Here is a 23,413-nt window from a genome sequence, read left to right on the forward strand (position 1 = left end):
CTGCTGTTCGCGATCGAGGCGGCGGTGTTTCTGCTGCTCGTCGTGGTGATGTCGACGGTGCGGATGCCGCGTGCGCCGCGCATCGAGGGGGCGCCGGGGGCTGGGGCGGCGAAGGGGAGCTGGAAGCAGTTGCTCGGGAACCGGGCGATGGTGCAGCTGTGTGTGCTGGGCTTCGTGCTGTTCTTCGCTTGCTATGGGCAGTTCGAGTCGGGGCTGAGTGCGTATGGGGTCGAGGCGGCCGGGGTGTCGACTTCCGCGCTCGGGACCGCGTTGGCTGCCAACACCGCGATGATCGTGGTGGCGCAGTTCGCCGTGCTGAAGTTCGTCGAGCGGCGGAGGCGGTCGCGGGTGATCGCGGCTGTGGGGTTGATCTGGGCCGTGGCGTGGGTTGCGGCCGGGTATGCGGGGCTTGGGCATGGGAGCCAGGAGATGGCTACGGCTGCCTTCGTTTCGACGTATGCGTTGTTCGGGCTGGGGGAGGCGATGTTGTCGCCGACTGTTGCTCCGCTGGTGGCTGACTTGGCGCCGGAGGGGATGGCTGGGCAGTACAACTCTGCGTTTGCCCTGGTGAAGCAGCTTGCGTTGGCTGTTGGGCCGGCGGTGGGTGGGCCTATGGGGGCGTCGCTGCATGGGCCGTATGTCGTGATGTTCCTTGGGTTTTCGTTGGGGATCACGTGGCTGGCGGTGCGGTTGGGGCGGCAGCTGAGTGCTGTGCAGGATCAGCCGTGGCTTGGGAAGAGTCGGGTTGTGGCGCAGGGGGCTGGGTCGGCGTCCGGGCAGGCTCGGGCGCGCGCCTGAGTTTTCTCGGCCCCGCCGCCCCTACCCGTCCCATCCCGAAGGGGCTCCGCCCCTTCCACCCCGCCAGGTGGCTCCGCCCCCTGGACCCCCGTCGGCCCGAAAGGGCCTCGTCCTCAAACGCCGGACGGGCTGAAAGCGAACGCCGGGCGGGCTGGAAGACGCGGGTCGGTATCGTCCCAAAGGGGCGCGGGGAACTGCGCGACCAGCCCACGACCACCGTTGGTCGCGCAACCCGCATCAGCCACCACGGCGAGAGCGGAGCCCCCCGGCGGGGTCGGGGCGCAGCTTCGGCGCGGCCCGTTCACGTCCTCGACGTGTCGACCGTCGGCCTCGGTAGTGCGAACTCGCACCAGACCGCCTTTCCGCCGCCCGGCGTTCGGCGGGAGCCCCAGGCAGAGGCGATGGTGGCGACGATGGCGATGCCTCGGCCGGACTCGTCGGCCGGTTCGGCGCGGCGGCGGCGTGGGAGGTGGTCGTCGCCGTCGGTGACCTCGATGATCAGGCGGCGGTCGGTGCGCCGGAGGCGCAGGCGCATGGGTGGGGTGCCGTGTTGGAGGGAGTTGGCGACGAGTTCGCTGGTCGCCAGGACGCCCAGGTCGTGGAGGTCGGCCGGAAAGCGCCAGCTGGTCAGGACGCCGGAGGCGAAGGCACGGGCGCGTGGGGCCGCCTCCACGCCGCCCAGGAGTTCCAGGGCGGCGTTGCGGAAGAGGTCGCCGTCGGGGCCCGTGCGGGACGGGTGCTGGAGGACGAGGACCGCCACGTCGTCGTCGTGGTCCGCCGTGACGCCTGCTGAGCGGACCAGGCGGTCGCAGACGACCTGGGGGGTGCCGGTCGCGCCGGCCAGGGCGCGTTCGAGGGAGGCGATTCCCTCGTCCAGGTCCTCGTCCCGGCGTTCCACCAGGCCGTCCGTGTAGAGGACGGCGGTGGAGCCGGGGCTCAGGGCGATCGAGCCGGATGCATGCATCCAGCCGCCGGTGCCGAGCGGAGGGCCGGTCGGCTCGTCGGCGCGCTGGACCTCGCCGTTCTCGTCCCGGACCAGGATCGGGAGGTGGCCGGCGGAGGCGTACACCAGGCGTCCCTCGTTCGGGTCATGGATGGCGTAGACGCAGGTGGCGATCTGGTTGGCGTCGATCTCCGTCGCCAGGCCGTCGAGGAGTTGCAGGACCTCGTGCGGGGGGAGGTCCAGGCGGGCGTATGCCCTCACCGCCGTACGGAGTTGGCCCATGACTGCTGCCGCTCGTACTCCCCTTCCCATCACGTCGCCGATCACCAGGGCCGTGCGGCCGCCGCCCAGGGTGATCACGTCGTACCAGTCGCCGCCCACCGCGGCCTCCGTGCCGCCCGGGTGGTAGGTGGCGGCGATGCGCAGGTCGTCCGGTTGTTCGAGCTCCTGGGGGAGGAGGGAGCGCTGGAGGGTGACGGCTGTTTCGCGTTGGCGGCGTTCGCTGGCGCGGAGGCGTTCGGCGGCTTCCGCGTGGTCGGTGACGTCCGTGGCGAAGATGAGGACACCGCCGTCGCCCTCGGTCACGGGGGTGCAGGTGAACGTGTAGGAGCGGCCGCCGGGGGCCTTGCGGGACTTGAGGGTGCGGGGCTTGCCGCTGCGCAGGACCTGGTCGAGGAGGGGGAGCAGGCCCAGTTCGGCCAGTTCGGGGAGGGCCTCGCGGGCCGGTTCGCCCGGGGGGCGTACGCCGAAGGCCGTGACGTAGGCGTCGTTGACGTACGCAAGACGGTGATCGTGGCCGTGGACGAGGGCGACCAGGGACGGGACGCGGTCGAGGACCTCGCGGACCGGCAGTTCGTCCAGGGCGGGGATCGGCTTGGCCTCGTCGGTGAGGTGTTCGGCGCGGGCCGCGGGGACGGAGCCCGGGCTGTCTCCCCGGCGGTCCTGGGTGACCGCCGCCGCGGTTTCGGTCCGCGCTGCGGCGCGGCGCTGCGTTCCGGGGAGCCGGGCGCTCCAGCGCGTGAAGTTCACGAATCCTTGCCTCGTGTCGTCGTCTTCTGCCGGCTCCGGACCCGGCCGGGGGCCTGCGGGGTGACACCCCTGAGTCGCAGCACTGTGGGGAGAGCCTTGTGGTCGGGATCGGTTCGGGGATCAGTCTGGCAGTGCGGCCGCCCTGGCCGACACCCGTCAGACGCCTGCCTCGTCGGTGGAGTTCCTGGGTCCGGTCAGGACGACCCCTTCGGGTCGTCTTCCGGGTTGAGGGGATGCTTTCCACCGGCCGCGAGTTCGAACTCCGCTCGGGGATGTTCGAGCGAACCCAGGGAGACGATCTCCCTCTTGAAGAGCCCCGACAGAACCCATTCGGCCAGCACGCGGGCCTTGCGGTTGAAGGTCGGCACCCTGCTGAGGTGGTAGACGCGGTGCATGAACCAGGCAGGGTAGCCCTTCAGCTTGCGTCCGTAGACGTGTGCGACCCCTTGGTGGAAGCCGAGGGAGGCGACCGAGCCCGCGTACTTGTGGGCGTACGTCTCCAGGGGTTCGCCGCGCAGGGCATGGGCGATGTTGTCGCCCAGCACCTTCGCCTGGCGCAGGGCGTGCTGGGCGTTGGGGGCGCACTCCTTGCCCTCGCCGGCGGTGACGTCGGGGACGGCTGCGGCGTCTCCCGCGGCCCACGCGTGCGTGGTGCCCTCAATGGTCAGCTCGGGGGTGCACTTCAGCCGACCGCGGCCATTAAGTGGGAGGTCGGTCGCGGCGAGGATGGGATGGGGTTTGACGCCTGCCGTCCAGACGACCGTACGGGTCGGGAAGCGGGCGCCGTCGCTCAGGACGGCGACGCGGTCCGTGCAGGACTCCAGGCGGGTGTGAAGGCGTACGTCGATGTTGCGGCGGCGCAGCTCGGTGACGGTGTAGCGGCCCATGTCCTCGCCGACCTCGGGCAGGATGCGGTCCGAGGCCTCGACCAGGATCCACTTCATGTCCTCGGGCCGGACGTTGTGGTAGTAACGCGCGGCGTAGCGGGCCATGTCCTCGAGTTCGCCGAGCGCCTCCACGCCCGCGTAACCGCCGCCGACGAAGACGAAGGTGAGGGCCGCGTCGCGGATCGCGGGGTCGCGCGTCGAGGAGGCGATGTCCATCTGCTCGATGACGTGGTTGCGCAGGCCGATGGCCTCTTCGACGGTCTTGAAGCCGATGCCGTGCTCGGCGAGACCGGGGATGGGGAGCGTGCGCGAGATCGAGCCGGGGGCGAGGACGAGTTCGTCGTACGACAGCTGTTCGGTGCCCGTGCCCTCTTCCTCGGTGGCGAGGGTGGTGAGAGTCGCGGTGCGCTTCGCGTGGTCGATGGCGGTGGCCTCGCCGATGACGACCCGGCATTGGGGCAGGACGCGGCGCAGCGGGACGACCACGTGGCGTGGGGAGATGGAGCCGGCGGCCGCTTCGGGGAGGAACGGCTGATACGTCATGTATGGGTCGGGACTGACCACCGTGATCTCGGCTTCGCCCCGCGCCAGTTCCTGTTTCAGCCTCCGCTGAAGGCGCAGGGCCGTGTACATCCCGACGTAGCCGCCGCCGACAACGAGAATGCGCGCACGTTCCTTCACCATCCCATGACGCACCCGGCGCTTGCGTTTGTCCACAGGCTCGACAATTTGTGTGACCGGAGATCGACGGCGCCGCGATTTGGCCGAATTGCCGGAGTGCGGGGAAAATCCGCAGGTCAAGGGGCGTGCGCCGGGGGGTCGCAGGTGGCTCAATCGGGACGTAAACGACTCGTACTCCGATCGAGGGGCGCTCCGTGCGGAACGTGCCCCTTCTGAATTGACCCCCGCTCAACTATGTTCGTGTGTCGACGGGGTGTAGGGGGATGCGCTCTTCGGGTCCGTGAGTCACACACGGCGGGCTCGTTGTCCGGGCTTGTTCCGCGACGCTCCGGCTTTGCAATGACGGGGAGAGTCTCCGGGGGGAGACGTCATTACCGGGGGATCGCTTATGCATGTTCAGGATTCTCGTTGGTCTTCCGCGTCCGCCATCACAGCGGGTGGCGGGGCGGTGGGCGGCACGATGAGCGCGGCTGCGAGCAACGGACGCGGGGACAGCTCGCGTACGACGCCGCTGCGCGTGGACGCACAGCGCAATCTGGAGCACGTGCTGCGTGCGGCGCGTGAGGTCTTCGGCGAGCTGGGGTACGGCGCGCCGATGGAGGACGTGGCGCGGCGTGCGCGGGTCGGCGTCGGCACGGTGTACCGGCGCTTCCCGAGCAAGGACGTCCTGGTGCGGCGCATAGCCGAGGAGGAGACCTCCCGGCTGACCGACCAGGCGCGTGCGGCGCTCGGCCAGGAGGACGAGCCGTGGTCGGCGCTCTCGCGCTTCCTGCGCACGTCGGTGGCCTCGGGCGCGGGCCGGCTGCTGCCGCCGCAGGTGCTGCGGGTCGGGGTCGCCGAGGACGGCGCCGTGCTCGACGAAGCCCGGGTGCCGCAGCAGCGGATGCAGCCGGGCGCCGGTGAGCTGCGGTTGGTGTCCGAGCAGGCTCCGGCGGTGCAGGCCGAGTCGGTGGACGACGCCGGGGCTGCGGCACTGCTCGACGTGGTGGGCCAGCTCGTGGAGCGGGCGCGCACGGCGGGTGAGCTGCGGGCCGACGTGTCGGTGTCGGACGTCCTGCTGGTGATCGCGACGGCGGCGCCCTCGCTGCCGGACGCGGCGCAGCAGGCGGCGGCCTCGGCGCGACTGCTGGACATCCTGCTGGAGGGGTTGCGGTCGCGGCCTCAGGCGTGAGCCGGCCCATGTGAAGGTTGATGTGAAGACGGTGGCCCGGAACGAGGTGGCTTCGCACGGCCGCTGCTCGGAAAGGGCGTCAAGAGGCGGGGTGCTGCGCCGCCCTCGCCTCGCACACCATCGCGGTATATCTCGGGCATTTCGAGCGTGGCATTCAACTGCCGCCCGTCGAGGGCCCTTTGAGGCTTCCCCGTACGGGCGAGGACAAGTACCGCGTTGCCGGAAGTTCCCCACGGACGAGTGGATGTCCGTAAGGGTGGGGCCTGACCAAAACCCGATGTGGCACCCTGACCCGGTGTCCAGGACTGGTGGAGCCGGCAGCGGGGGCTTTCCGCGATGAGCGTTGACGGGTGGGACGAGTCACGCGGTGATGGTGACTCGGCGACGCCGCAGGTGCCGAGTCAGGGCGGACGAGCGGACCTGCCGCCGAGCGGCCCCGCGGAGGGCCGCATGCAGGGGCGCGCCGAGGGCGGCGTCCCGGCACAGCGCGACCGGCGCGAGGACAGCACGTTGCCTCCACCGCGCGAACTGCCGCCGTCGGACGCCGATCTGATCGGCCGGATGCGCTCCGGCGACGACAGCGCCTACGAGGAGCTGTACCGGCGCCACGCGGAAGCGGTGCGCCGGTACGCGCGCACCTGCTGCCGTGACCCCCACACCGCGGACGACCTCACGGCCGAGGTCTTCGCCCGCATGCTCCAGGCGGTACGCGGCGGCTCCGGGCCCGAGCACGCCGTACGCGCGTATCTGCTCACCTCGATCCGGCGGGCCGCCGCGGACTGGACGAAGTCGGCGCGGCGCGAGCAGCTGGTCGACGACTTCGCGGTGTTCGCCGCGCAGTCCGCGCGCGTGTCCGAAGTGTCCGACGACACCGCCTCCTTCGGCTCCTTCGGAGCGGGCTTGGACCTCGGCGCGGACGTACGGGCGATGCACGAGGCAGAGCAGTCCATGGCGATGCGGGCCTTCCGATCGCTGCCGGAGCGCTGGCAGGCGGTGCTGTGGCACACCGAGGTCGAGGACGAGTCGCCCAGCGAGGTGGCCACGCTCTTCGGGCTCGACGCCAACGGCACGCGCGTGCTCGCCAGCCGCGCCCGCGAGGGCCTCAAGCAGGCCTACCTCCAGGCCCATGTCAGCGCCAGCCTCGCCGGCGATGAGGCATGCGCCCGTTACGCCGACCGGCTCGGCGCCTACGCCCGCGGCAGCCTGCGCACCCGGGCCGAGCGGGGCCTGCGCAAGCACCTGGAGGAGTGCGCCAAGTGCCGGCTGGCCGCAGGGCAGATCAAGGAAGTCGCCAGTGGTATCCCCGCCGTCGTGCCGGTCGCGGTCATCGGCTGGTTCGGAGCCGCCGGGTACGCCAAAGCGGCCGGGCTCATCGCCGGTGGTGCCGGGGCGGGCGCGGCCGGTGCCGCGGGGGCGGCCGCGGCGGCCGGCGGCGGTTCGTCGAGCGGGGCCGCCGGTGGGGCCGGCGCTGCGGGCGGCGGTTCGTCCGGCGGGGCGGGCTCCGGGGGCGGTGCGGCGGCCTCCGAGGGGCTGGGCGCGCCGGTGAAGGCCGGTATCGCGGCCGGTGTGGTCGCCGTGGCCGCGGCGGCGGCGCTCGTGCTCGCGCTGGCCGGCAACGACCGTCCGGCCCACAAGGAGGACGCCAAGCAGCCCTCCGTCCCCTCCCCCATCGTCGAGGAGACGCCGACGCCCCAGCCTCCGCAGGAGGAGCCCACTCCACGGCCTCCGGCGATCGTCCCGGCCGTGGAGCCGAAGCCGACCCCGACACCCACCCCGACTCCGACGCCCACACGCAAGCCCAGTCCGACGCCCACGCCCTCCCCGACGGCGAGCCCGGCCCCCACTCCGACCCCGGCCCCGACCCCGACGCCCACCCCGAGTCCGACGCCCCCGCCCGCCCCGGCCGTCTACCAGTGGAACGAGCTGTCGTACGACGTCGCCGGCGATGGCACCGAGCCCGAGATGCGGATCGGCGAGAGCAGCTGGGTCTGGCAGCGGTACGGCGTGTCGATCGCCGACCAGCGGTATGCGCACGGCGTCACCGTGCACGGCCGGTCCTCCGTCACCATCGACCTCAACCGGGAGTGCTCCGCCTACGACGCGATGGTCGGCGTCGATGACACGACCCTGGGGCTCGGCGCGTTCTCCTTCTCCGTCTACGGCGACGGCGTCCGGCTGTGGCGGTCCGGGGTGCGCAAGGGCGGGGACCCTGCGGTGCCCGTCCATGTGAACCTCACCGGGCGCCAGACTGTACGGCTGGTGGTCGAGCCGCACAGCACCTTCGACACGCTGCTGCTGGCGGACTGGGCGGAGTCCAAGTTCCGCTGCGCATAGGGCGGTTCGGCTGGGGCCGGTCCGAGGCCTACGGCGCCTGCTCGGCGGGGTGATGAAGGGCGCGCACGGCCTCGGCGAGGTCGCGCAGGACGTCGTCCCGGGTGAGGGTGGCGCCCCGGGCCTGCTCGGCGGCGAACCGGTCGGCGCCCAGGGCGGTGCGGGCGGCGGCCTCGGCCCGCTCAGCCTTCGCCCGCTCCGGCCTCGGGCGTGGATGGCCGCGGCGCCAGCGCTCCGAGGCGGCGAGCAGGCGGGCCCCGCGCGGGTGGTCGCCGAGACGGCTCAGCAGATCGGCCGCGGCTTCCGCGAGGGCCGCCGTGATCACATCGGCGCACCGGTTCTCCACCGCCAGGTGAAGCGTGTCGGCCAGGAGGGGCAGCCCTCGCTCCGGGCCCGACTCTGCCGTCACGACCAGGGCGTCGATCGCGTTCAGCATCACCATGAAATGGGGCGGTGGTGTGCCGAGGGCGATCTCCGCGCGGGCCGCCTCGCACATCTCACGCGCGCGTGCGGTGTCCTTGTCGTCCAGCGCGATCTGGGCCCGCATCAGCAGGACGAACGCCCGGGAGTCCGCCACGCCGTACCGGTCGGCCGCGGCGCTCGCCTCGTCCAGCGCGGTCAGCGCGGCCGTACGGTCGCCCGAGCGGTAGGCGATCTCGGCGAGCCGGGCGACGAGGAACGGGGTCTCGGCGTACGCGCCCACCTCATGGGCCAGGCGCAGCGCCTCCTCGTACTCGCCCTTGGCCTCCTCGAAGCGGCTGCGCGTCATGGCCGTCTCGCCGGCCGCGCTGCACACCTGGGCCCGCATCCAGCGGTCGCCGACCCGGCGGCTGAGCACCCTCAGCTCGGCGAGGTCGTCGTCGATGCCCGCCATGTCGCCGTGCGAGTCGACGACCATGTGCGTACGGAACATCAGCAGGACGCCGACCTCCCAGTCACCGCCGTGGACACGGCAGTTGGCGACGGCTTTGTCCATGTCGGCCTTCATGTCCCGCGAACTGGTCAGGTAGAAGGCGGTCAGTGGCCAGACCAGCCCCGGGAGCCGCGCCGCCCGTGGGCCTCCGCACTCGTAGAAGGCCCGCACCCGCATCAGGTAGCGCCGCATCCGCTCATTCAGCAAAGTGTTGATCGGCTCGGTCTCGGACTTGAGGAAGAGGTGCAGCAGCCGGAGATCCATGCGCGGGACGTGCAGCGGGTGGTGGGGCGGCTCTTCCTGGGCGGCGAGGAAGACGTCGATCGGGTCGGGGGCGGCGGTCAGGGGATCATCTGGGGCCTTCAGGGAGCCGCCGGGGGGCTGCGGGGAATCGCCGGGGGCCTTCAAGGATTCGTCGGGGGTCTGCAGGGAATCGTCGGGGGCGTTCAAGGATTCGTCCGGGGCCTTCAGGAAGTCGCCGCCCACGGTGTCCAAGGCCGCCCCCAGCCGCAGGATCCGGTCGATCCAGGCAGTGCCCTCGTGGCGGTAGTTGCGCAGCCACCAGAACCAGCCCATGGCGAGCGCGATGGACGCGGCACCCGCTTCGTCACCAGCCGCGAGGGCGCGGTCGAGGGCCGCGCGGATGTTGTCCAGCTCCGTCTCCAGGCGGGACATCCACGGGAGTTGGCCGGCGGAACGCAGCATCGGCTCGGCCTCCTCGACGAGCGCGCGCACCCATGCGCGGTGCCGGCGCTCGGCCGCGAGACGCAGCTCGGGGACCTCGGCTGCGCGCTCGACGGCGTACTCGTGGATGGTCTCCAGCATGCGGTACCGCATGCCGTCGGAACCGTCCCGCTCGCACGGGGCGGCCACGATCAGGGACTTGTCGACGAGCGCGCCGATGAGGTCCGCGACCGGCCAGGTGCACACGGCCTCCGCCGCCGCGAGGTCCCAGCCGCCCGCGAAGACGGACACCTCGCGGAGCACCGTCCGCTCCCGCTCGTCGAGCAGCTCCCAGGACCAGTCGACGACGGCGCGCAGGGTCTGCTGGCGGGGCAGGACCGTACGGCTTCCGGAGGTGAGGAGGCGGAAGCGGTCGTCGAGGCGGTCGGCGATCTGCCGGGGTGTGAGCAGCCGTAGCCGGGCCGCCGCCAGCTCGATCGCGAGCGGCAGTCCGTCGAGGCGGCGGCAGATCTCCGCGACGGCCTCCTGGTCGCGCGCGTCGTGCAGCAGGGCGGCGGCGTCGGGGCGGGCGGCCGCCGCGCGCTCCGCGAAGAGGCGGTGCGCCTGGTCGGGGAGCAGGGGCTCGACCGGGCGCACCGACTCGCCGGGGACGCCCAGGGGTTCGCGGCTGGTGGCGAGGACGGTGAGCCCTGGGCAGCGGGTGAGCAGGGTCTCGGCGAGGGTGGCGGCCGCGCCGATGACATGTTCGCAGTTGTCAAGGATCAGGAGTTGGCTGCGCGGGGCGCAGTACTCGATCAGCAGGGCGAGCGGGTCGTCCTGCGGGACCGTCAGCTCGTTGGTCATGAGCACGGTCTCGCGCAGACCGAGCGCGTTGACCACCGCGCCTGGTACCGCCTCCGGCCGGTCGAGCGGGGCGAGCTCGACGAGCCATGCCTGCGGGAGGCCGGCGGCGGCTTCCTCGGCGAGGCGGGTCTTGCCAGAGCCGCCCGGTCCGGTGAGCGTGACCAGTCGGGCCCTGTGCAATTCGGAACGGATGGCGGTGAGTTCGAGTTCCCGGCCCACGAAAGAGGTAAGGCGTGGACGGAGGTTGCCGTGGCGTTCGGGGCGGTAAGTGGGGGGCGGGGTGGGGTGGGTGTGGGGGTGGGTGTGGGGGTGGGTGTGGGGGTGGGTGTGGGGCTGGTGCTCGTGCTGGGGGTTCGTGTCGTGAGCCGTCGCGGGGACCGCTTCGCGAGGCGCTCCCGGCAACGTCTCCAGGGCCGCTGGTGCCAGTAGTTCGGTGTGCAGGGCGCGGAGTTCGGGGCCGGGGTCGGTGCCGAGGCCCTCGGCGAGGGCCTGGCGGGCGGTTTCGTATGCGGCGAGGGCGTCGGCGGCGCGGCCCGTGTCGCGCAGGGCGCGGATGAGGAGGGCGTGCAGCGGTTCGTCGTACGGGTGCGCCGCGGTCAGTTCCTTCAGCTCGGGTACGGCGTCCTGGGCGCGGCCGAGTCGCAGCTCCGCCTCGGCGCGGGCCCGGGTGGCCTCTAGGCGCAAGGCCTCCGGGCGGGTTGCGGCGGCGGTGCGGTCGGGGAGGTCGGCCAGGGCTGGGCCGCGCCACAGGGCGAGGGCGGTGGCTAGGTCGTGGGCGGCGGTGGAGGGGTCGCCGTGGTCGAGGGCGGAGGTGGCGTGGCGCACGAGGTGTTCGAAGACGAAGAGGTCTACGTCGTCCTTGGTCGCCGTGAGGCGGTAGCCGCCGGGGGCGGAGGTGACGGCGGTCTTGCCGAGCGTGCGGCGTAGGCGGCCGATCAGGGCCTGTAGGGCGGCCGGGGCGTCCTGGGGTGGGTCGTCGGGCCAGACCTCGTCTATCAGGGTGTCGGGGGTGGTGAGGTGGCCGGGGCGTAGGGCCAGCGCCGTGAGCAGGGCGCGGAGGCGGGGGCCGCCGACGGGTATGACGGTGCCCTGGTCGTCTTCCGCCTGGGTGACGCCCAGGATTCTGTACCGCACCTGGTCATTGTCGCGGGGGTGGCTTTGGAGGGCACGGGTTTCGTCGGGGTGGGGGTGGCGAGGGGGGCGAGGGCCGGGGTGCGGTGGTCTGTCGGGTGTGGGTGCGGGTGCGGAGGGTTCTCGCCCCCGCCGCCCCTACCCGTCCCATCCTGAAGGGGCTCCGCCCCTTCGACCCCGCCAGGGGGCTCCGCCCCCTGGACCCCCGTCGGCCCTGAAGGGGCCTCGTCCTCAAACGCCGGACGGGCTGAGAGATGCCGGCCGGCGCTGAGAGGTGACCGCCAGCGCTGAGAGGTGACCGCCAGCGCTGAGAAGTGACCGCCGGTGCTGTGCGGCGGAGCCCCCTGGGGTGGGTGGCGAAAGCCCCCTGCGGGTGGGTGGGGGATCGGGACGGAGTCCCCCTGGCGGGTGGGGGCCAGAGGCAGTGCGGCCCCGTCCCAAACGCCGGACCGGCTGAAGGACGCGAACGGCGCTGAAAGGTGGCAGCCGCTACAGGTGGGCAGGGGATCGGGAGGACGGAGTCCCCCCGGTGGGTGACGACCAGGGACAGTGCGAGCCCAGCAGGCGTCAGGTCGGGCAACCGATGCGGTCGGTGTCGAGATGTGTCCCGGCTGTTCGGGGAAGCGTTCGGCCGAGGAGCCGCTCCTACACCCGCCGCGCCCCCGCCCCCAGCGCCCCCCGCTGCGGCGTGATTCCTGCCGGTACCGCGCGCTGGCGGGCCGGGGTTCCTGTCCAGCAGGTGCCGCGGCGGGCCAGGAGGCGGTGTAGCCAGAGTTCCAGGGAGACCAGGTCTGCCAGGCCGTCGAGGGGCAGTGGCTCGCCCTCGGCTGCCGCGCGGAGGGCCTTGCGGACGACGCGGGCTTCCACCAGGCCCGCCTGGGCGAGGAGGGGGGTGCCGAACAGGGCCATCAGGGAGTCTGCTGCCACCCTGAGGCCCGTGCGTGCCGCCACTGCCGCCGACGCGTGGGACGGGGCGCCCCAGCCGGGTGGGAGGTCGGCCACGCCGGCGCCCTCCAGGACCGTGCGGAGGATGGCCGCGCGGGCGCCCGGTTGGACACGCAGGGCCTCGGGGAGGGCTCGGCAGGCGCGGACGACCTGGTTGTCGAGGAACGGGGTGTGCAGACGTTGGGAGCGGATCTCGGCGGCCTGTTCCAGGACGCGGAGGTCCGATGCGTGGCGGGCCAGTGCCGCACGCGCGCGGTAGTCGCCGGGGCGCTGGCCGGGGCCGACGCCGTTGCGGCTCGTCGCCGCCTGCAGGCGAACCGATACTTCAGCGAGCGCCTCGCCGGTCAGCCAGCGTGCCGCCGGGCCCGGTCTGGCCCAGGTGAGTGCGGCGAGCGACGCCCCTACGGCACCTCCGGGCTCGTCGAAGCGGCGGTGGAGGAGGCGGTCCGCCAGGGATTCCAGGCCGGTGCGGTAGGGGGTGCGGGCCAGCTTCCGTGCCGCGCCGTACACGCGCGCGGGGACCAGCACCGAGCCGTCCGCCTTCGCCAGGGCCGCGACCGGGCGGACCAGGTGGCGGCGCTTGCGGTCCATCAGGAGGTCCGCCAGGCGGGCCGGGTGGGCGTCGAGGACCTGGCGGGCGCCGTAGCCCGTGAAGTGGTCCGCGCTGCCTGACGCCAGGCGCACGCGGTGCCTGGCCGCCGTCACCAGACTCGGGCCCGGCTCGTCCGTCAGCGGGCCGTCCAGGTCGGCGTACGGCAGCGTCTCCTCGCCGCCGGTGACCACTACGTGGTGCAGGCGGGGGTTGGCCGCCAGGGTGCCCGCTCGTTCCAGCTCCGCCTCGCGGCCGCCGACCGCCAGGTCGTTGAACGTCACCGCCAGCAACCGCTCCCCCGCGCCCGTGCCGTGGCCCAGCACCGTGCCCGGCATTCCCGGCAGGCCGGCGGCCAGCAGGGCCAGGGTGCCTGAAGCCGGCCCCCCGGACAGGTCCGCCCCTATGCCCGGTACCGGCATCCCGCGCGCGGCACGCCGTTCGGCGGGGCCCATCCCTGGGACCGGGCCCGGGTCTATGTCGGCGCCGGGGACGTGGCGAGGTGCCGACAGTCGCGCGCGTACCGCCTCCACCAGGGCATCGCGTACGGCGTCCACGGCGCTGTCCGGGTCCGCGGTGGGTGCCGCCACCGCCAGCGAGGCCACCGGCTCGTACCCGGCGATCTCGCGCGCTCCGGCGCGGAGGATCAGCGCATGCCCCGGCGGAATGCGCCGTACGCCGTCGTACGGGGTGGAGTCGTGCAGCGCAGCCGGGACGTCGGGGGCGGCGAGCAGGGCGGCGAGATGGCCGAAGTCGAGGTTGGCCTCGATGAGGTCGGCGAGGGGGAGCGCGGCGGTCGCATAGGCGGTACCGCCGGCCCAGGGGGTGTAGAACACGGGCCGCGCGCCCGCCAGATCGCCGCACACCGTGATCCTGCGGCCGACCTGGACGACGGCCGTGTAGCTGCCTGACCACGCCGTCAGATGCCGAAGTGCCCCTCCGCGCGCGGCGAACAGACCGACCCGCAGCTGTTCGTCGCTCGCCCCGCAGGTCCCGAGCACCGCGATCCGGGTCTGCGCGTCGGCCTTCACCACGCGCACCTCGTCCGGGCGCCAGTCGCCGACCGCCCACAGCGGATCGGGGTCACCCCACAGGAGTTGGGAGCCCACCGGGTGCACCGTCTCACCGTCGCTTCCGGTGGCCCCCGCGGAACCGATCCCGGCGGCCACCGCGGCGGTGCTGCTCCATCCCACCAACCACCGCATCGACGCCTCCACAGGCTGTGGACAACCAGTGCACCGTACGAACCGGTTCACCATGCTGCCATGAAGGACGCGCGCCGGAGGGGCGGCGGAGCCGCTCGAGGTCCGGGAATGCGCCCGTGCCTGCGCCCCCGTGCCGGACCGGGCGCTGCCCGAACACCCGGACGGGACAAGGGGATCCACGCGCGCGGGTTGGACAGATCACTGGACGCCAGCGACGTGAACGCGCCCCCGATACGCTCCCCAAAAACGCCCTTCGCGCCCTCAAGTTCCGTGGTCGGAGCGGTAATCACCCGCGAGAGATGGGGTCGATTTTCGGCCAAAATGGCGCCGTAGGGACAGGCTTACGCACGCTCCGTACAAGCCCTGCGGACTACTCGCCGTGCTCGCCGCGCGCGCAGTCCGGGGAACGGAGTGCGCCCCCCGGACCGTTCCGCCGCCCGCGGGGATGGAGGCGGCGGAATCCCCCAGCCCACTGGATCCAGTACAGCGGGCCGACCCACGCACGAGTCATGGAACCGCTCCCCCGATGGCTGGAGAAGAGCGCACGGACGGGCGCACAGCCACACAGCGGGAGCACGCCACAACTGTCCGTACAGAGTGCGTACTTCAGTGCGAACCACAATCCCGCCAACCGGAACAATGCCCCTTAACGCTTGGGATGCGGCGAACTACGCTGGGTTTACGAATGCCGCGTGGTTATGCCAGCGCGGCAGCCGTCTGTGTCGAGGGGTGGCGCATGTCCAGGGAGCAACGCGGGCCGAACGAAAAGCTCGGCGCCGTTCTCGCCCTCGCGGGAATCAGCAACGCAGGACTCGCCCGACGCGTCAACGACCTTGGCGCTCAGCGGGGACTGACTCTTCGTTACGACAAGACGTCGGTGGCGCGCTGGGTGTCGAAAGGCATGGTGCCGCAGGGCGCCGCGCCGCACCTCATCGCCGCCGCCATCGGCCAGAAGCTCGGCCGCCCGGTGCCGCTCCACGAGATCGGCCTGGCGGACGCGGACCCCGCGCCGGAAGTGGGCCTCGCCTTCCCCCGGGACGTCGGACAGGCGGTGAAGTCGGCGACGGAGCTCTACCGTCTCGACCTCGCCGGGCGCCGCGCCGGCTCCGGCGGCATCTGGCAGTCGCTGGCCGGTTCGTTCGCAGTAAGCGCATACGCAACGCCTGCCTCACGGTGGCTGATAACCCCGGCCGACAGTTCGGTGGCGCGCGAGGCGAGCACCTCCGAGGGCTCCGGCGCACCGCTCAAAGTCGGCCACAGCGATGTGCAGAAGCTGCGGGAGGCCGCCGAGGACGCCAGGCGCTGGGACTCCAAGTACGGAGGCGGCGACTGGCGTTCGTCCATGGTGCCCGAGTGCTTGCGCGTGGAGGCGGCTCCGCTGCTGCTCGGCGCGTACTCCGACGAGGTGGGCCGGGCGCTGTTCGGCGCCTCCGCCGAACTCACGCGGCTCGCCGGGTGGATGGCCTTCGACACCGGTCAGCAGGAGGCCGCCCAGCGGTACTACATCCAGGCCCTGCGGCTCGCGCGCGCGGCGGCCGACGTACCCCTCGGCGGGTACGTCCTGGCGTCGATGTCGCTCCAGGCGACCTACCGGGGCTTCGGCGACGAGGGCGTCGACCTCGCGCAGGCCGCCCTGGAACGCAACCGGGGCCTCGCCACGGCCCGCACCATGAGCTTCTTCCGGCTCGTCGAGGCACGCGCGCACGCACGCGCGGGTGACGCGCAGGCGGCGGGAGCAGCGCTGAAAGCGGCAGAGGGCTGGCTCGAACGGTCCCGGGAGGGTGACAACGATCCGTCTTGGCTCGGGTTCTACTCCTACGACCGGTTCGCCGCGGACGCCGCCGAGTGCTACCGGGACCTGAAGGCTCCCCGGCAGGTGCGACGGTTCACGGAGCAGGCGCTGTCGAAGCCGACGGAGGAGTTCGTACGGTCGCACGGGCTGCGGCTCGTCGTTTCGGCGGTCGCCGAGCTCGAGTCGGGCAATCTCGATGCGGCGTGCGAGCAGGGCGTGCGGGCGGTGGAGGTCGCGGGGCGCATATCGTCGGCTCGGACCACCGAGTATGTGAAGGATCTTCTGCATCGGCTGGAGCCGTATGGGGATGAGCCGCGGGTGGTCGAGCTGCGGGAGCGGGCTCGGCCGCTGCTCATGGCTCCGGCGTAAGCGCTCCGCGGTGAGGGCCGGGTTCCGTCGCGTCTGCCGGGATTCTGTGATCTTGGGGCTGCGGGTTGCCGTGGGTTGCTCGCGGCCCCGCGGCGGAGCCGCATATCGATGCGGAGCCGCATATCGATACAGCCCCGCGCCCCTTTGGCAGCGCCGCGGTCCCCTGGGTTTGAACGCATTGTCAGTGGCGCAGTGCACTATCGAAGCCGGAGGTGGTGCAGGTGGCGGCGCAGGTGCGGGCGATCGACTACGACTGTGACGTGCTCGTGATCGGTGGGGGGATCGTCGGGCTGGCCACGGCGTATGCGATCACGCGTGCCGCGCCGGGGACGCGGGTCACCGTGTTGGAGAAGGAGCCGGGGCCCGCCCGGCATCAGACGGGGCGGAACAGCGGGGTCATCCACAGCGGGATCTACTACCGGCCGGGGTCGCTGAAGGCGCGGTACGCGGTGCGGGGCGCCGCCGAGATGGTCAAGTTCTGCGCGGAGTACGGCGTCGCGCACGCCGTCACCGGCAAGCTGATCGTCGCGACGGAGCGCTCGGAGCTGCCGCGGTTGCACTCGCTGGTGCAGCGCGGGCGGGAGAACGGGATTCCGGTGCGGGAGCTCGGCGCCACGCAGATCGCGGAGTACGAGCCCGAGGTGCGGGGGCTCGCGGCGATACACGTCGGGACCACGGGCGTGTGCGACTTCGTCGAGGTCGCCCGGCAGCTGGCCGAGGCGTCGGGAGCGGAGATCCGGTACGGCGCGGAGGTCGAGCGGATCGACCGGCGGGCGGAGCTGGGGGTCGCCGTACGGACCACGCGCGGGGACGTCGTGCGGGGGCGGGTGCTGGTGAACTGTGCCGGGCTGTACTGCGACGAGGTGGCCCGGATGACGGGGGACGAGCCGGGGGTGCGGATCGTGCCGTTCCGGGGCGAGTACTACTCGCTGGCGCGGCCCGAGCTGGTGCGGGGGCTGGTGTATCCGGTGCCGGATCCGGCGTTCCCGTTCCTCGGGGTGCATCTCACGCGCGGGATCGACGGGGATGTGCACATCGGTCCCAACGCGGTGCCCGCGCTGGCCCGGGAGGGGTACCGGTGGGGGGTCGTACGGCCGCGGGAGGTCGGGGCGACCGTGGCGTGGCCCGGGGTGTGGCGGATGGCGCGGCAGCACTGGCGGTACGGGGCCGGGGAGCTGCGGCGGTCGGTGTCCAAGGGGGCGTTCACGGAGGCGGTGCGGCGGTTGTTGCCTGCCGTGACCTCCGATGATCTGGTGCCTGCGGCGGCGGGGGTGCGGGCGCAGGCGGTGTTGCGGGACGGGTCGCTGGTGGATGACTTTCTGATACGGGAGGGGGCTCGGGCCGTGCATGTGCTGAATGCGCCGAGTCCGGCCGCGACGGCGTCGCTGCCGATCGGGCGGGAGGTGGCGCGGCGGGCGGTGGCGGTGCTGGAGGGGGCTTGAGCGGGGGGCGGTGCCGGTGCCAGTGCCGGGAGGTTCTCGCCCCCGCCGCCCCTACCCGTCCCATCCTGAAGGGGCTCCGCCCCTTCCACCCTGCCAGGGGGCTCCGCCCCCCTGGACCCCCGTCGGCCCCGAAAGGGCCTCGTCCTCAAAGGCCGGACGGGCTGAAATGCCGGCCGGCGCTGAGAAGTGAACCGTCGCTCGAGGAACAGCGGCCCCCTGCGGGTGGGCGGGGGTTCGGGACGGTGTGGCATCTTCCTCTGCGGCCGCCGCAAGCCTCAAACTCCCCCAACACGGTCGAAAAGCACTGATCACAGGCAGGCCCTGGAAAGCCGTGTGCTTGGGGGTCCTGCGGATGGCGTACTATTGAGTCATCGACGCGGGGTGGAGCAGCTCGGTAGCTCGCTGGGCTCATAACCCAGAGGTCGCAGGTTCAAATCCTGTCCCCGCTACTGAAGGCTCAGGGCCGGAACTGATCAGATCAGTTCCGGCCCTGAGTGTTTTTTGCCCCCTCACCCCGAATCCCCGTCGGCCCACTCGCCCGGTCGGCCCTCCCCACTCGTCCTCCGCCCCCGCTTCGGCAACCCTGGTGACGTGGAGGAACGGCGGATCTCGTACGCACGCCGGTTCGTCCGGCTGCTCCCGGCCCTGTCGATCGGGGCCGGGAGCGTGTACGACTACTCCACCCCCACGGACTTCACCGGCGCCCCCTTCTTCACCGCCGCTCCCCTGGTCGCCGCCCCGCTCTACTCACAGCGCGGCACGGCCGTCACGGGCCTGGTGGCCTTCGCCGTACTGCTCGGCCTCCGCATCCTTCTCGGCGGCCTGCCCCGGGCGGAGGTGATCACCGAGCTGGTCACCGTGCTGGTCGTCTCGGTCCTCGCCGTGCTCATCAACATCCTCGTCCGCCGCAGCAACGAGCGCCTCGCCTCCGCCCGCGAGATCGCCGAGGCGGCCCAGCGCGCCGTCCTGCCCGAGCCCGCCGAGCGGATCGGTGGGTTCCAGATCGCGGCCCGGTATGAAGCAGCCCAGGAGGGCGCCTCCATCGGCGGCGACCTGTACGCCGTGCAGGACAGCCCGCACGGCGTACGGGTCGTCGTGGGGGATGTGCGCGGCAAGGGAATGGGGGCCGTGGGGTTCGTCGCCGTCGTGATCGGGGCCTTCCGGGAGGCCGCCGAGCAGGAGGCCACGCTGGAGGCGGTGGCGCAGCGGCTGGAGCGGGCGCTGGCGCGCGAACGTACGCGACGCGAGGGGGTCGAGTCCTACGAAGGGTTCACCACCGCCGCACTCGCCGAGCTGCCGCACGGCAGCGGGATCGTGCGCCTCGTCAACCGCGGGCACCCACCACCCCTGCTGCTGTACGCCGACGGCAGCGTGCGTTCCCTGCTCGCCACCGAGCCCGCGCTGCCGCTCGGCATGGCGGAGCTCGGCGCCTGGCCCGACCGGGCCGAGGAGGCCGACTTCGTGAGCGGGTCCACGCTGCTGCTGTACACCGACGGCCTGTCCGAGGCGCGGGACGAGAAAGGACGGTTCTACGACCCCGCGGAGGGTCTCGCGGGGCGGGCCAACGCACAGCGCGAGCCGGCCGCGCTCCTCGGTGTGCTCGCGGCGGAGGTGCGCCGGCACTCCGGGGGCGGGATGGCGGATGACATGGCCCTCATCGCCGTACGACGGCCGTGATCGTCCTCACCAAGGGTGATCGCGCGACCGCCCTCCGCATAACAACTGACATACCGTCAATACCTGTGCGCCTCCTGAGGCCCGGCCAACTCGCCCGATTTAGGCCGCTCATGACCCGTAAGTCCCGGCGAAAATAGTTAATGATCAAGAGGAACAGCTTGGAATCCGCACCTCGCGTCTATTAACGTTCGATAACGCAGCGCGGTCGTCCCAGCCGTCACAAGAGATGGCTCCGTGCGCACGCGCCGAATTCCGTACCGCAGTACGGGAACCGGGGAACCACCACCCTGGGGTGAATCGCGCGGATTCCGCCGTGAAGTCACGGACGGTATACGCGCGTAGGAGACCTTCCTGCTCCGAACCCGTCAGCTAACCCGGTAGGCGAGAAGGAAGGAAAGGAGTACGCCCACGTGGCGTCCAACAGGCCTGCTCCGCAAGCCCCGTTCGTGCCGAGTCAGCGCAGCACCGACACCTTCGGCTACGACAGCTACCGCACCGACGAGGGCCCGTTCGAGGAGTGGAACCCCACCGCGGAGTCCATTCGTCCGGTCCGTGGCAGGCATCGCGTCGCCAAGCAGCGCGGCGGGGGACTCGCGCGCAGCTCCACGGTTCTCGGCGTCGGCGTCATAGCCGCCGTCGGCGCGGGCGGCATGGCCAGCGCGCAGAGCGGCAAGCCGCCGGTCGCCATCACCATGCCCGACCTGCCCCTGATCTCCGACGACGACTCCTCCGCCGCCGAGGACACCGGCACCGCGCTGAGCACCATGGGCGCGACCACCGAGGAGACCACTCAGGGCACCAGCGACGCCGGTGAGGCGCTGCGGGCCCGGATCATCGCCCAGGTCGAGCAGCAGCAGGACCAGATCGACAGCAAGGCCGCCGCCGAAGCGGTCGCCGCCGCCGAGAAGGAGGCCGCCGCCGCGGCCGCCAAGGCGGAGAAGGAGGCCGAGGCCAAGGCCGCCGCCGCGAAGGCCGCCGCCGAGGAGGAGGCCCGCAAGAAGGCCGAGGCCGAGCGCCTCGCCGAGCTGGCCAAGCAGTACACGCTGCCGACCTCCTCGTACACCATCACCTCGACCTTCGGTCAGGCCGGCGCCTACTGGTCGTCCGGCTACCACACGGGCCTCGACTTCGCCGCCCCGTCCGGCACGCTGATCAAGGCGGTCCACTCCGGCACGATCACCTTCGCCGGCTGGGACGGTTCGTACGGCTACAAGACCGTGCTCACCCTCGACGACGGCACGGAGCTCTGGTTCGCGCACCAGTCCTCGATCAGCGTCAGCGTCGGCCAGAAGGTCAACACGGGCGACGTCATCGGCCGCGTGGGCGCCACCGGCAACGTGACCGGCGCCCACCTCCACCTCGAGGTGCACCCCGACGGCAGCGCGAACGGCATCGACCCGATGGCGTGGCTGCAGAGCAAGGGCCTCACGCCCTGAGGTTCTCCCGCTTCTGATCAGCCGCTTCCGATCACTCGCCTCTGATCAGCCGCCTCTGATCCCTTGCTTTCGATCCGTCGCTTCTGATCACCCGGCCCCGATCCCCCGGCAGTCCTGACGCTTACCCCCCACGTCAGGGCTGCCGGTTTCCGGAGGGCCGGGGTCCGCTTGTTTACGGGAAATTTGCGGCCGTCCCGGAAGACCGGCTTCCGCCAAGGGCGTTGATGTCGAGCATGACTTCTCTTCGCAAGCTCGGCTCCTCCGACCTCGAGGTCTCCCCGCTCTCTCTCGGCGGCAACGTCTTCGGCTGGACCGCCGACGAGGCCCAGTCCTTCGCTGTCCTCGACGCCTACGCGGCGGCGGGCGGCAACTTCATCGACACGGCCGACTCGTACTCGGCGTGGGTCGAGGGCAACGCGGGCGGCGAGTCCGAGACCATCATCGGCAACTGGGTGAAAGCGCGCGGCAACCGGGACGACGTCGTCATCGCCACGAAGGTCAGCCAGCACCCCGACTTCCAGGGCCTGACCGCGGCCAACATCAAGGCCGCCGCCGACGCCTCCCTGCGTCGCCTCGGCACCGACCGCATCGACCTCTACTACACCCACTTCGACAAGCCCGAAGTCCCGGTCGAGGAGATCATCGGCGCGCTGGACGAGCTGGTGAAGGCGGGCAAGGTGCGGCACATCGCCGCGTCCAACATCTCCGCCGAGCGGCTGCGTGCGTCCCTGGACTTCTCCGACCGCGAGGGCCTCGCCCGGTACGTCGCCCTGCAGCCCCACTACAACCTGGTCTCCCGCGACACCTACGAGGGCGAACTCCAGGACCTCGCCGAGCGGGAAGGCCTCGCGGCGGTCCCGTACTACGCCTTGGCGTCCGGCTTCCTCACGGGCAAGTACCGCGCCGGTACGACGGTGGGGAGCCCGCGCGCCCAGGGCGCCGGCAAGCACCTGGAGACGGAGCGGGGGCGCAGGGTGCTCGCCGCCCTGGACGAGATCGCGCAGGCCCACGAGGCGCCGGTGGCCACGGTGGCCCTGACCTGGCTGGCGTCCCGGCCGACGGTCGCGGCCCCGATCGCCTCGGCCCGGACGGTCGAGCAGCTGCCGGCACTGTTGGGGGTGGGGGAGCTGAGGCTGACGGAGACCGAGCTCGGGCGTCTCACGGCCGCATCGGCCTGATCTTCTGCTACGACCGGTACGGGTTGTAGAGGGGATACGGGGCCGGCGGACCGTACATATGCCCGTTCACCGGTCCGTACGGCTGCCAGTGGACCGGCGCCGACGCCGCATACGCCTGCCCCCCATACGTCGGCCAGGCCTGCGCGGCAACCGCATGTTCAAGGGCCGGACGCGCGAACTCCCGCCGCCCCCACAGCTCGTGCAGCAGCTCCCGTTCCCGTACGACGAAGTCGGCGCCGGCCTGCCCACGGCGCCCCCGGTGGCGTAGGAACGCCAGCGACGTGGCGTACGCCTCGTACTGCCCAACCGCCCGGGCCGCCTCTCGCCCGCCGTGGCGCCGCGCGTACTGCCGGGCCACCCGGCGGGCCCGCATCGAGCCGAGCACGTACGGCTCGCCCGGGGTCAGCCACCCGGCGACGACGTACGCGGGCAGTTCCTCGCGCACGGTCCTCAGCTCGCGCTGCCGGGTCCAGATCACCAGCCAGGTCAGCAGGCCGAACGCGGGCACCATGAAGGCCGTGTACACGGCGAAGAACCCGTACTCGCCGAGGCTCGACGAGCCGTTCCACATGGCGTGCATGCCCATGGCGAGCAGCAGCCCGGAGATCGGGAAGAGAACGCGGCGCAGGTGCTGTCGCGGGCCGGACAGCGCCGCGATGCCGAAGCCGATGCCGGTGAGGACCGTGAAGAGGGGGTGCGCGAAGGGCGACATGATGACGCGGACGAAGAAGGTCGCCGCGGTGACGGAGGCGATGCCGCTGTCGCCGGAGAGCTGGTCGGTGCCGAAGGCGGTACCGAGGTAGAGGATGTTCTCGGTGAAGGCGAAGCCGGTGGCGGTGACCCCGGCTATCACCACGCCGTCGACGATCCCGGTGAAGTCCTGTCTGCGGAAGAGGAAGACGAGCAGGACCGCGGCCGCCTTGGCCGTCTCCTCCACGATGGGCGCTATGACGGTCGCGCCGAGGGTGTCCGCGTGCGACGGATCGGCCGTCGCGGTCGCTATCCATCTGGTCGCGAAGCTGTTGGCGACGATCGCTATCAGCGCGGCCGCGCAGGCGCCCCAGGCGAAGGAGAAGAGCAGGTTGCGCCAGGGGCCCGGCTCGACCCGGTCCAGCCAGCGGAAGGAGGCGACGAGCAGGGGTACGGGAAGGACGGCGAGCCCGAGTCCGACCAGGAACCCTTCGGTGCCGGTCTGCTCACGCACCAGGGCGAGGATGACCAGCCCGGAGAGCGCGAGCAGGGTGCTGAGCGCGCCGTAACGCACCCACCGCTTCTGCCACCAGTGCGCGTGCCGCAGTGCGCCGCCGGTGGGACCGGTGGGGTGCGTCGGGTACGGGGGACAGGTGGCCACGGCATTGACCCTAACGAG

13 protein-coding genes, 1 tRNA gene and 1 riboswitch (1 of these 15 running past the window's edge) are annotated in these 23,413 nt (G+C 72.1%); of the genes, 9 read left to right on the plus strand and 5 right to left on the minus strand.

All coding sequences use genetic code 11. The features are described 5' to 3' along the window. A protein-coding gene (locus ACQEV2_RS20045; RefSeq protein WP_433054601.1) for an MFS transporter crosses the window boundary here: on the plus strand, positions 1–798 show its 3' portion. Its footprint begins 483 nt before the window's first position; 798 of the gene's 1,281 nt are visible here — the last part of the coding sequence; the start codon falls outside the window, past its left edge; it ends in the stop codon at positions 796–798. Between the two features lie 301 nt (positions 799–1,099). Here ACQEV2_RS20045 and ACQEV2_RS20050 read toward each other — a convergent pair whose 3' ends face one another. Together ACQEV2_RS20050 and ACQEV2_RS20055 are read right to left on the minus strand one after the other, a co-directional pair. Beyond that, positions 1,100–2,770, minus strand: a complete 1,671-nt coding sequence (locus ACQEV2_RS20050) for an ATP-binding SpoIIE family protein phosphatase (RefSeq protein WP_433043084.1) — start codon at positions 2,768–2,770, stop codon at positions 1,100–1,102. 194 nt (positions 2,771–2,964) lie between these two features. Next, positions 2,965–4,341, minus strand: a complete 1,377-nt coding sequence (locus ACQEV2_RS20055) for an NAD(P)/FAD-dependent oxidoreductase (RefSeq protein ID WP_433043087.1) — start codon at positions 4,339–4,341, stop codon at positions 2,965–2,967. 385 nt (positions 4,342–4,726) lie between these two features. On the opposite strand from ACQEV2_RS20055, the gene ACQEV2_RS20060 reads away from it, so the two are divergent. Together ACQEV2_RS20060 and ACQEV2_RS20065 are read left to right on the plus strand one after the other, a co-directional pair. After that, positions 4,727–5,509, plus strand: coding sequence for a TetR/AcrR family transcriptional regulator (locus ACQEV2_RS20060; RefSeq protein ID WP_433043090.1), 783 nt, complete (start codon positions 4,727–4,729; stop codon positions 5,507–5,509). A gap of 336 nt (positions 5,510–5,845) precedes the next feature. After that, a complete protein-coding gene (locus tag ACQEV2_RS20065; RefSeq protein WP_433043093.1) occupies positions 5,846–7,843 on the plus strand; it encodes a sigma-70 family RNA polymerase sigma factor in 1,998 nt (665 codons plus the stop codon). Between the two features lie 28 nt (positions 7,844–7,871). On the opposite strand, the gene ACQEV2_RS20070 is transcribed toward ACQEV2_RS20065, so the two are convergent. Continuing rightward, complete coding sequence (locus ACQEV2_RS20070; protein ID WP_433043096.1) at positions 7,872–11,414, minus strand: AfsR/SARP family transcriptional regulator; 3,543 nt, start codon at positions 11,412–11,414, stop codon at positions 7,872–7,874. Positions 11,415–12,056: 642 nt separating this feature from the next. Next, positions 12,057–14,150, minus strand: coding sequence for an asparagine synthase-related protein (locus ACQEV2_RS20075; protein WP_433043099.1), 2,094 nt, complete (start codon positions 14,148–14,150; stop codon positions 12,057–12,059). Positions 14,151–14,886: 736 nt separating this feature from the next. On the opposite strand from ACQEV2_RS20075, the gene ACQEV2_RS20080 reads away from it, so the two are divergent. The 6 genes from ACQEV2_RS20080 (at position 14,887) to ACQEV2_RS20105 (ending at position 22,044) form a co-directional block, all read left to right on the plus strand. After that, positions 14,887–16,311, plus strand: a complete 1,425-nt coding sequence (locus tag ACQEV2_RS20080) for an MFS transporter (RefSeq protein WP_433043102.1) — start codon at positions 14,887–14,889, stop codon at positions 16,309–16,311. 233 nt (positions 16,312–16,544) lie between these two features. Beyond that, positions 16,545–17,753: an L-2-hydroxyglutarate oxidase gene (lhgO, locus tag ACQEV2_RS20085; protein WP_433054604.1), complete on the plus strand. Its 1,209-nt coding sequence runs from the start codon at positions 16,545–16,547 to the stop codon at positions 17,751–17,753. Between the two features lie 375 nt (positions 17,754–18,128). Next, a tRNA-Met gene (locus tag ACQEV2_RS20090) sits at positions 18,129–18,202 on the plus strand. A gap of 142 nt (positions 18,203–18,344) precedes the next feature. Further along, positions 18,345–19,430 (plus strand): PP2C family protein-serine/threonine phosphatase, encoded by a 1,086-nt coding sequence (locus ACQEV2_RS20095; RefSeq protein WP_433043105.1) that lies wholly within the window; start codon positions 18,345–18,347, stop codon positions 19,428–19,430. 233 nt (positions 19,431–19,663) lie between these two features. Beyond that, positions 19,664–19,829, plus strand: a riboswitch (cyclic di-AMP (ydaO/yuaA leader). Between the two features lie 11 nt (positions 19,830–19,840). Then, complete coding sequence (locus ACQEV2_RS20100; RefSeq protein WP_433043108.1) at positions 19,841–20,866, plus strand: M23 family metallopeptidase; 1,026 nt, start codon at positions 19,841–19,843, stop codon at positions 20,864–20,866. A gap of 233 nt (positions 20,867–21,099) precedes the next feature. Next, complete coding sequence (locus tag ACQEV2_RS20105) at positions 21,100–22,044, plus strand: aldo/keto reductase (protein ID WP_433043111.1); 945 nt, start codon at positions 21,100–21,102, stop codon at positions 22,042–22,044. Positions 22,045–22,051: 7 nt separating this feature from the next. Here ACQEV2_RS20105 and ACQEV2_RS20110 read toward each other — a convergent pair whose 3' ends face one another. Next, entirely contained in the window at positions 22,052–23,395 is a 1,344-nt protein-coding gene (locus ACQEV2_RS20110; RefSeq protein WP_433043114.1) for a PrsW family intramembrane metalloprotease, read from the minus strand. Positions 23,396–23,413: the final 18 nt, after the last annotated feature.

The organism is Streptomyces sp. CA-251387 (assembly GCF_050936625.1).
Taxonomy (GTDB): domain Bacteria; phylum Actinomycetota; class Actinomycetes; order Streptomycetales; family Streptomycetaceae; genus Streptomyces.

What these genes read in the sequence shown, in the direction of transcription:
- ACQEV2_RS20055 (WP_433043087.1), bottom strand. Translation starts at nt 4,341, where the DNA reads ATGGTGAAGGAACGTGCGCGCATTCTCGTTGTCGGCGGCGGCTACGTC.
- ACQEV2_RS20060 (WP_433043090.1), top strand. Translation starts at nt 4,727, where the DNA reads ATGCATGTTCAGGATTCTCGTTGGTCTTCCGCGTCCGCCATCACAGCG.
- ACQEV2_RS20065 (WP_433043093.1), top strand. Translation starts at nt 5,846, where the DNA reads ATGAGCGTTGACGGGTGGGACGAGTCACGCGGTGATGGTGACTCGGCG.
- ACQEV2_RS20075 (WP_433043099.1), bottom strand. Translation starts at nt 14,150, where the DNA reads ATGCGGTGGTTGGTGGGATGGAGCAGCACCGCCGCGGTGGCCGCCGGG.
- ACQEV2_RS20105 (WP_433043111.1), top strand. Translation starts at nt 21,100, where the DNA reads ATGACTTCTCTTCGCAAGCTCGGCTCCTCCGACCTCGAGGTCTCCCCG.
- ACQEV2_RS20080 (WP_433043102.1), top strand. Translation starts at nt 14,887, where the DNA reads ATGTCCAGGGAGCAACGCGGGCCGAACGAAAAGCTCGGCGCCGTTCTC.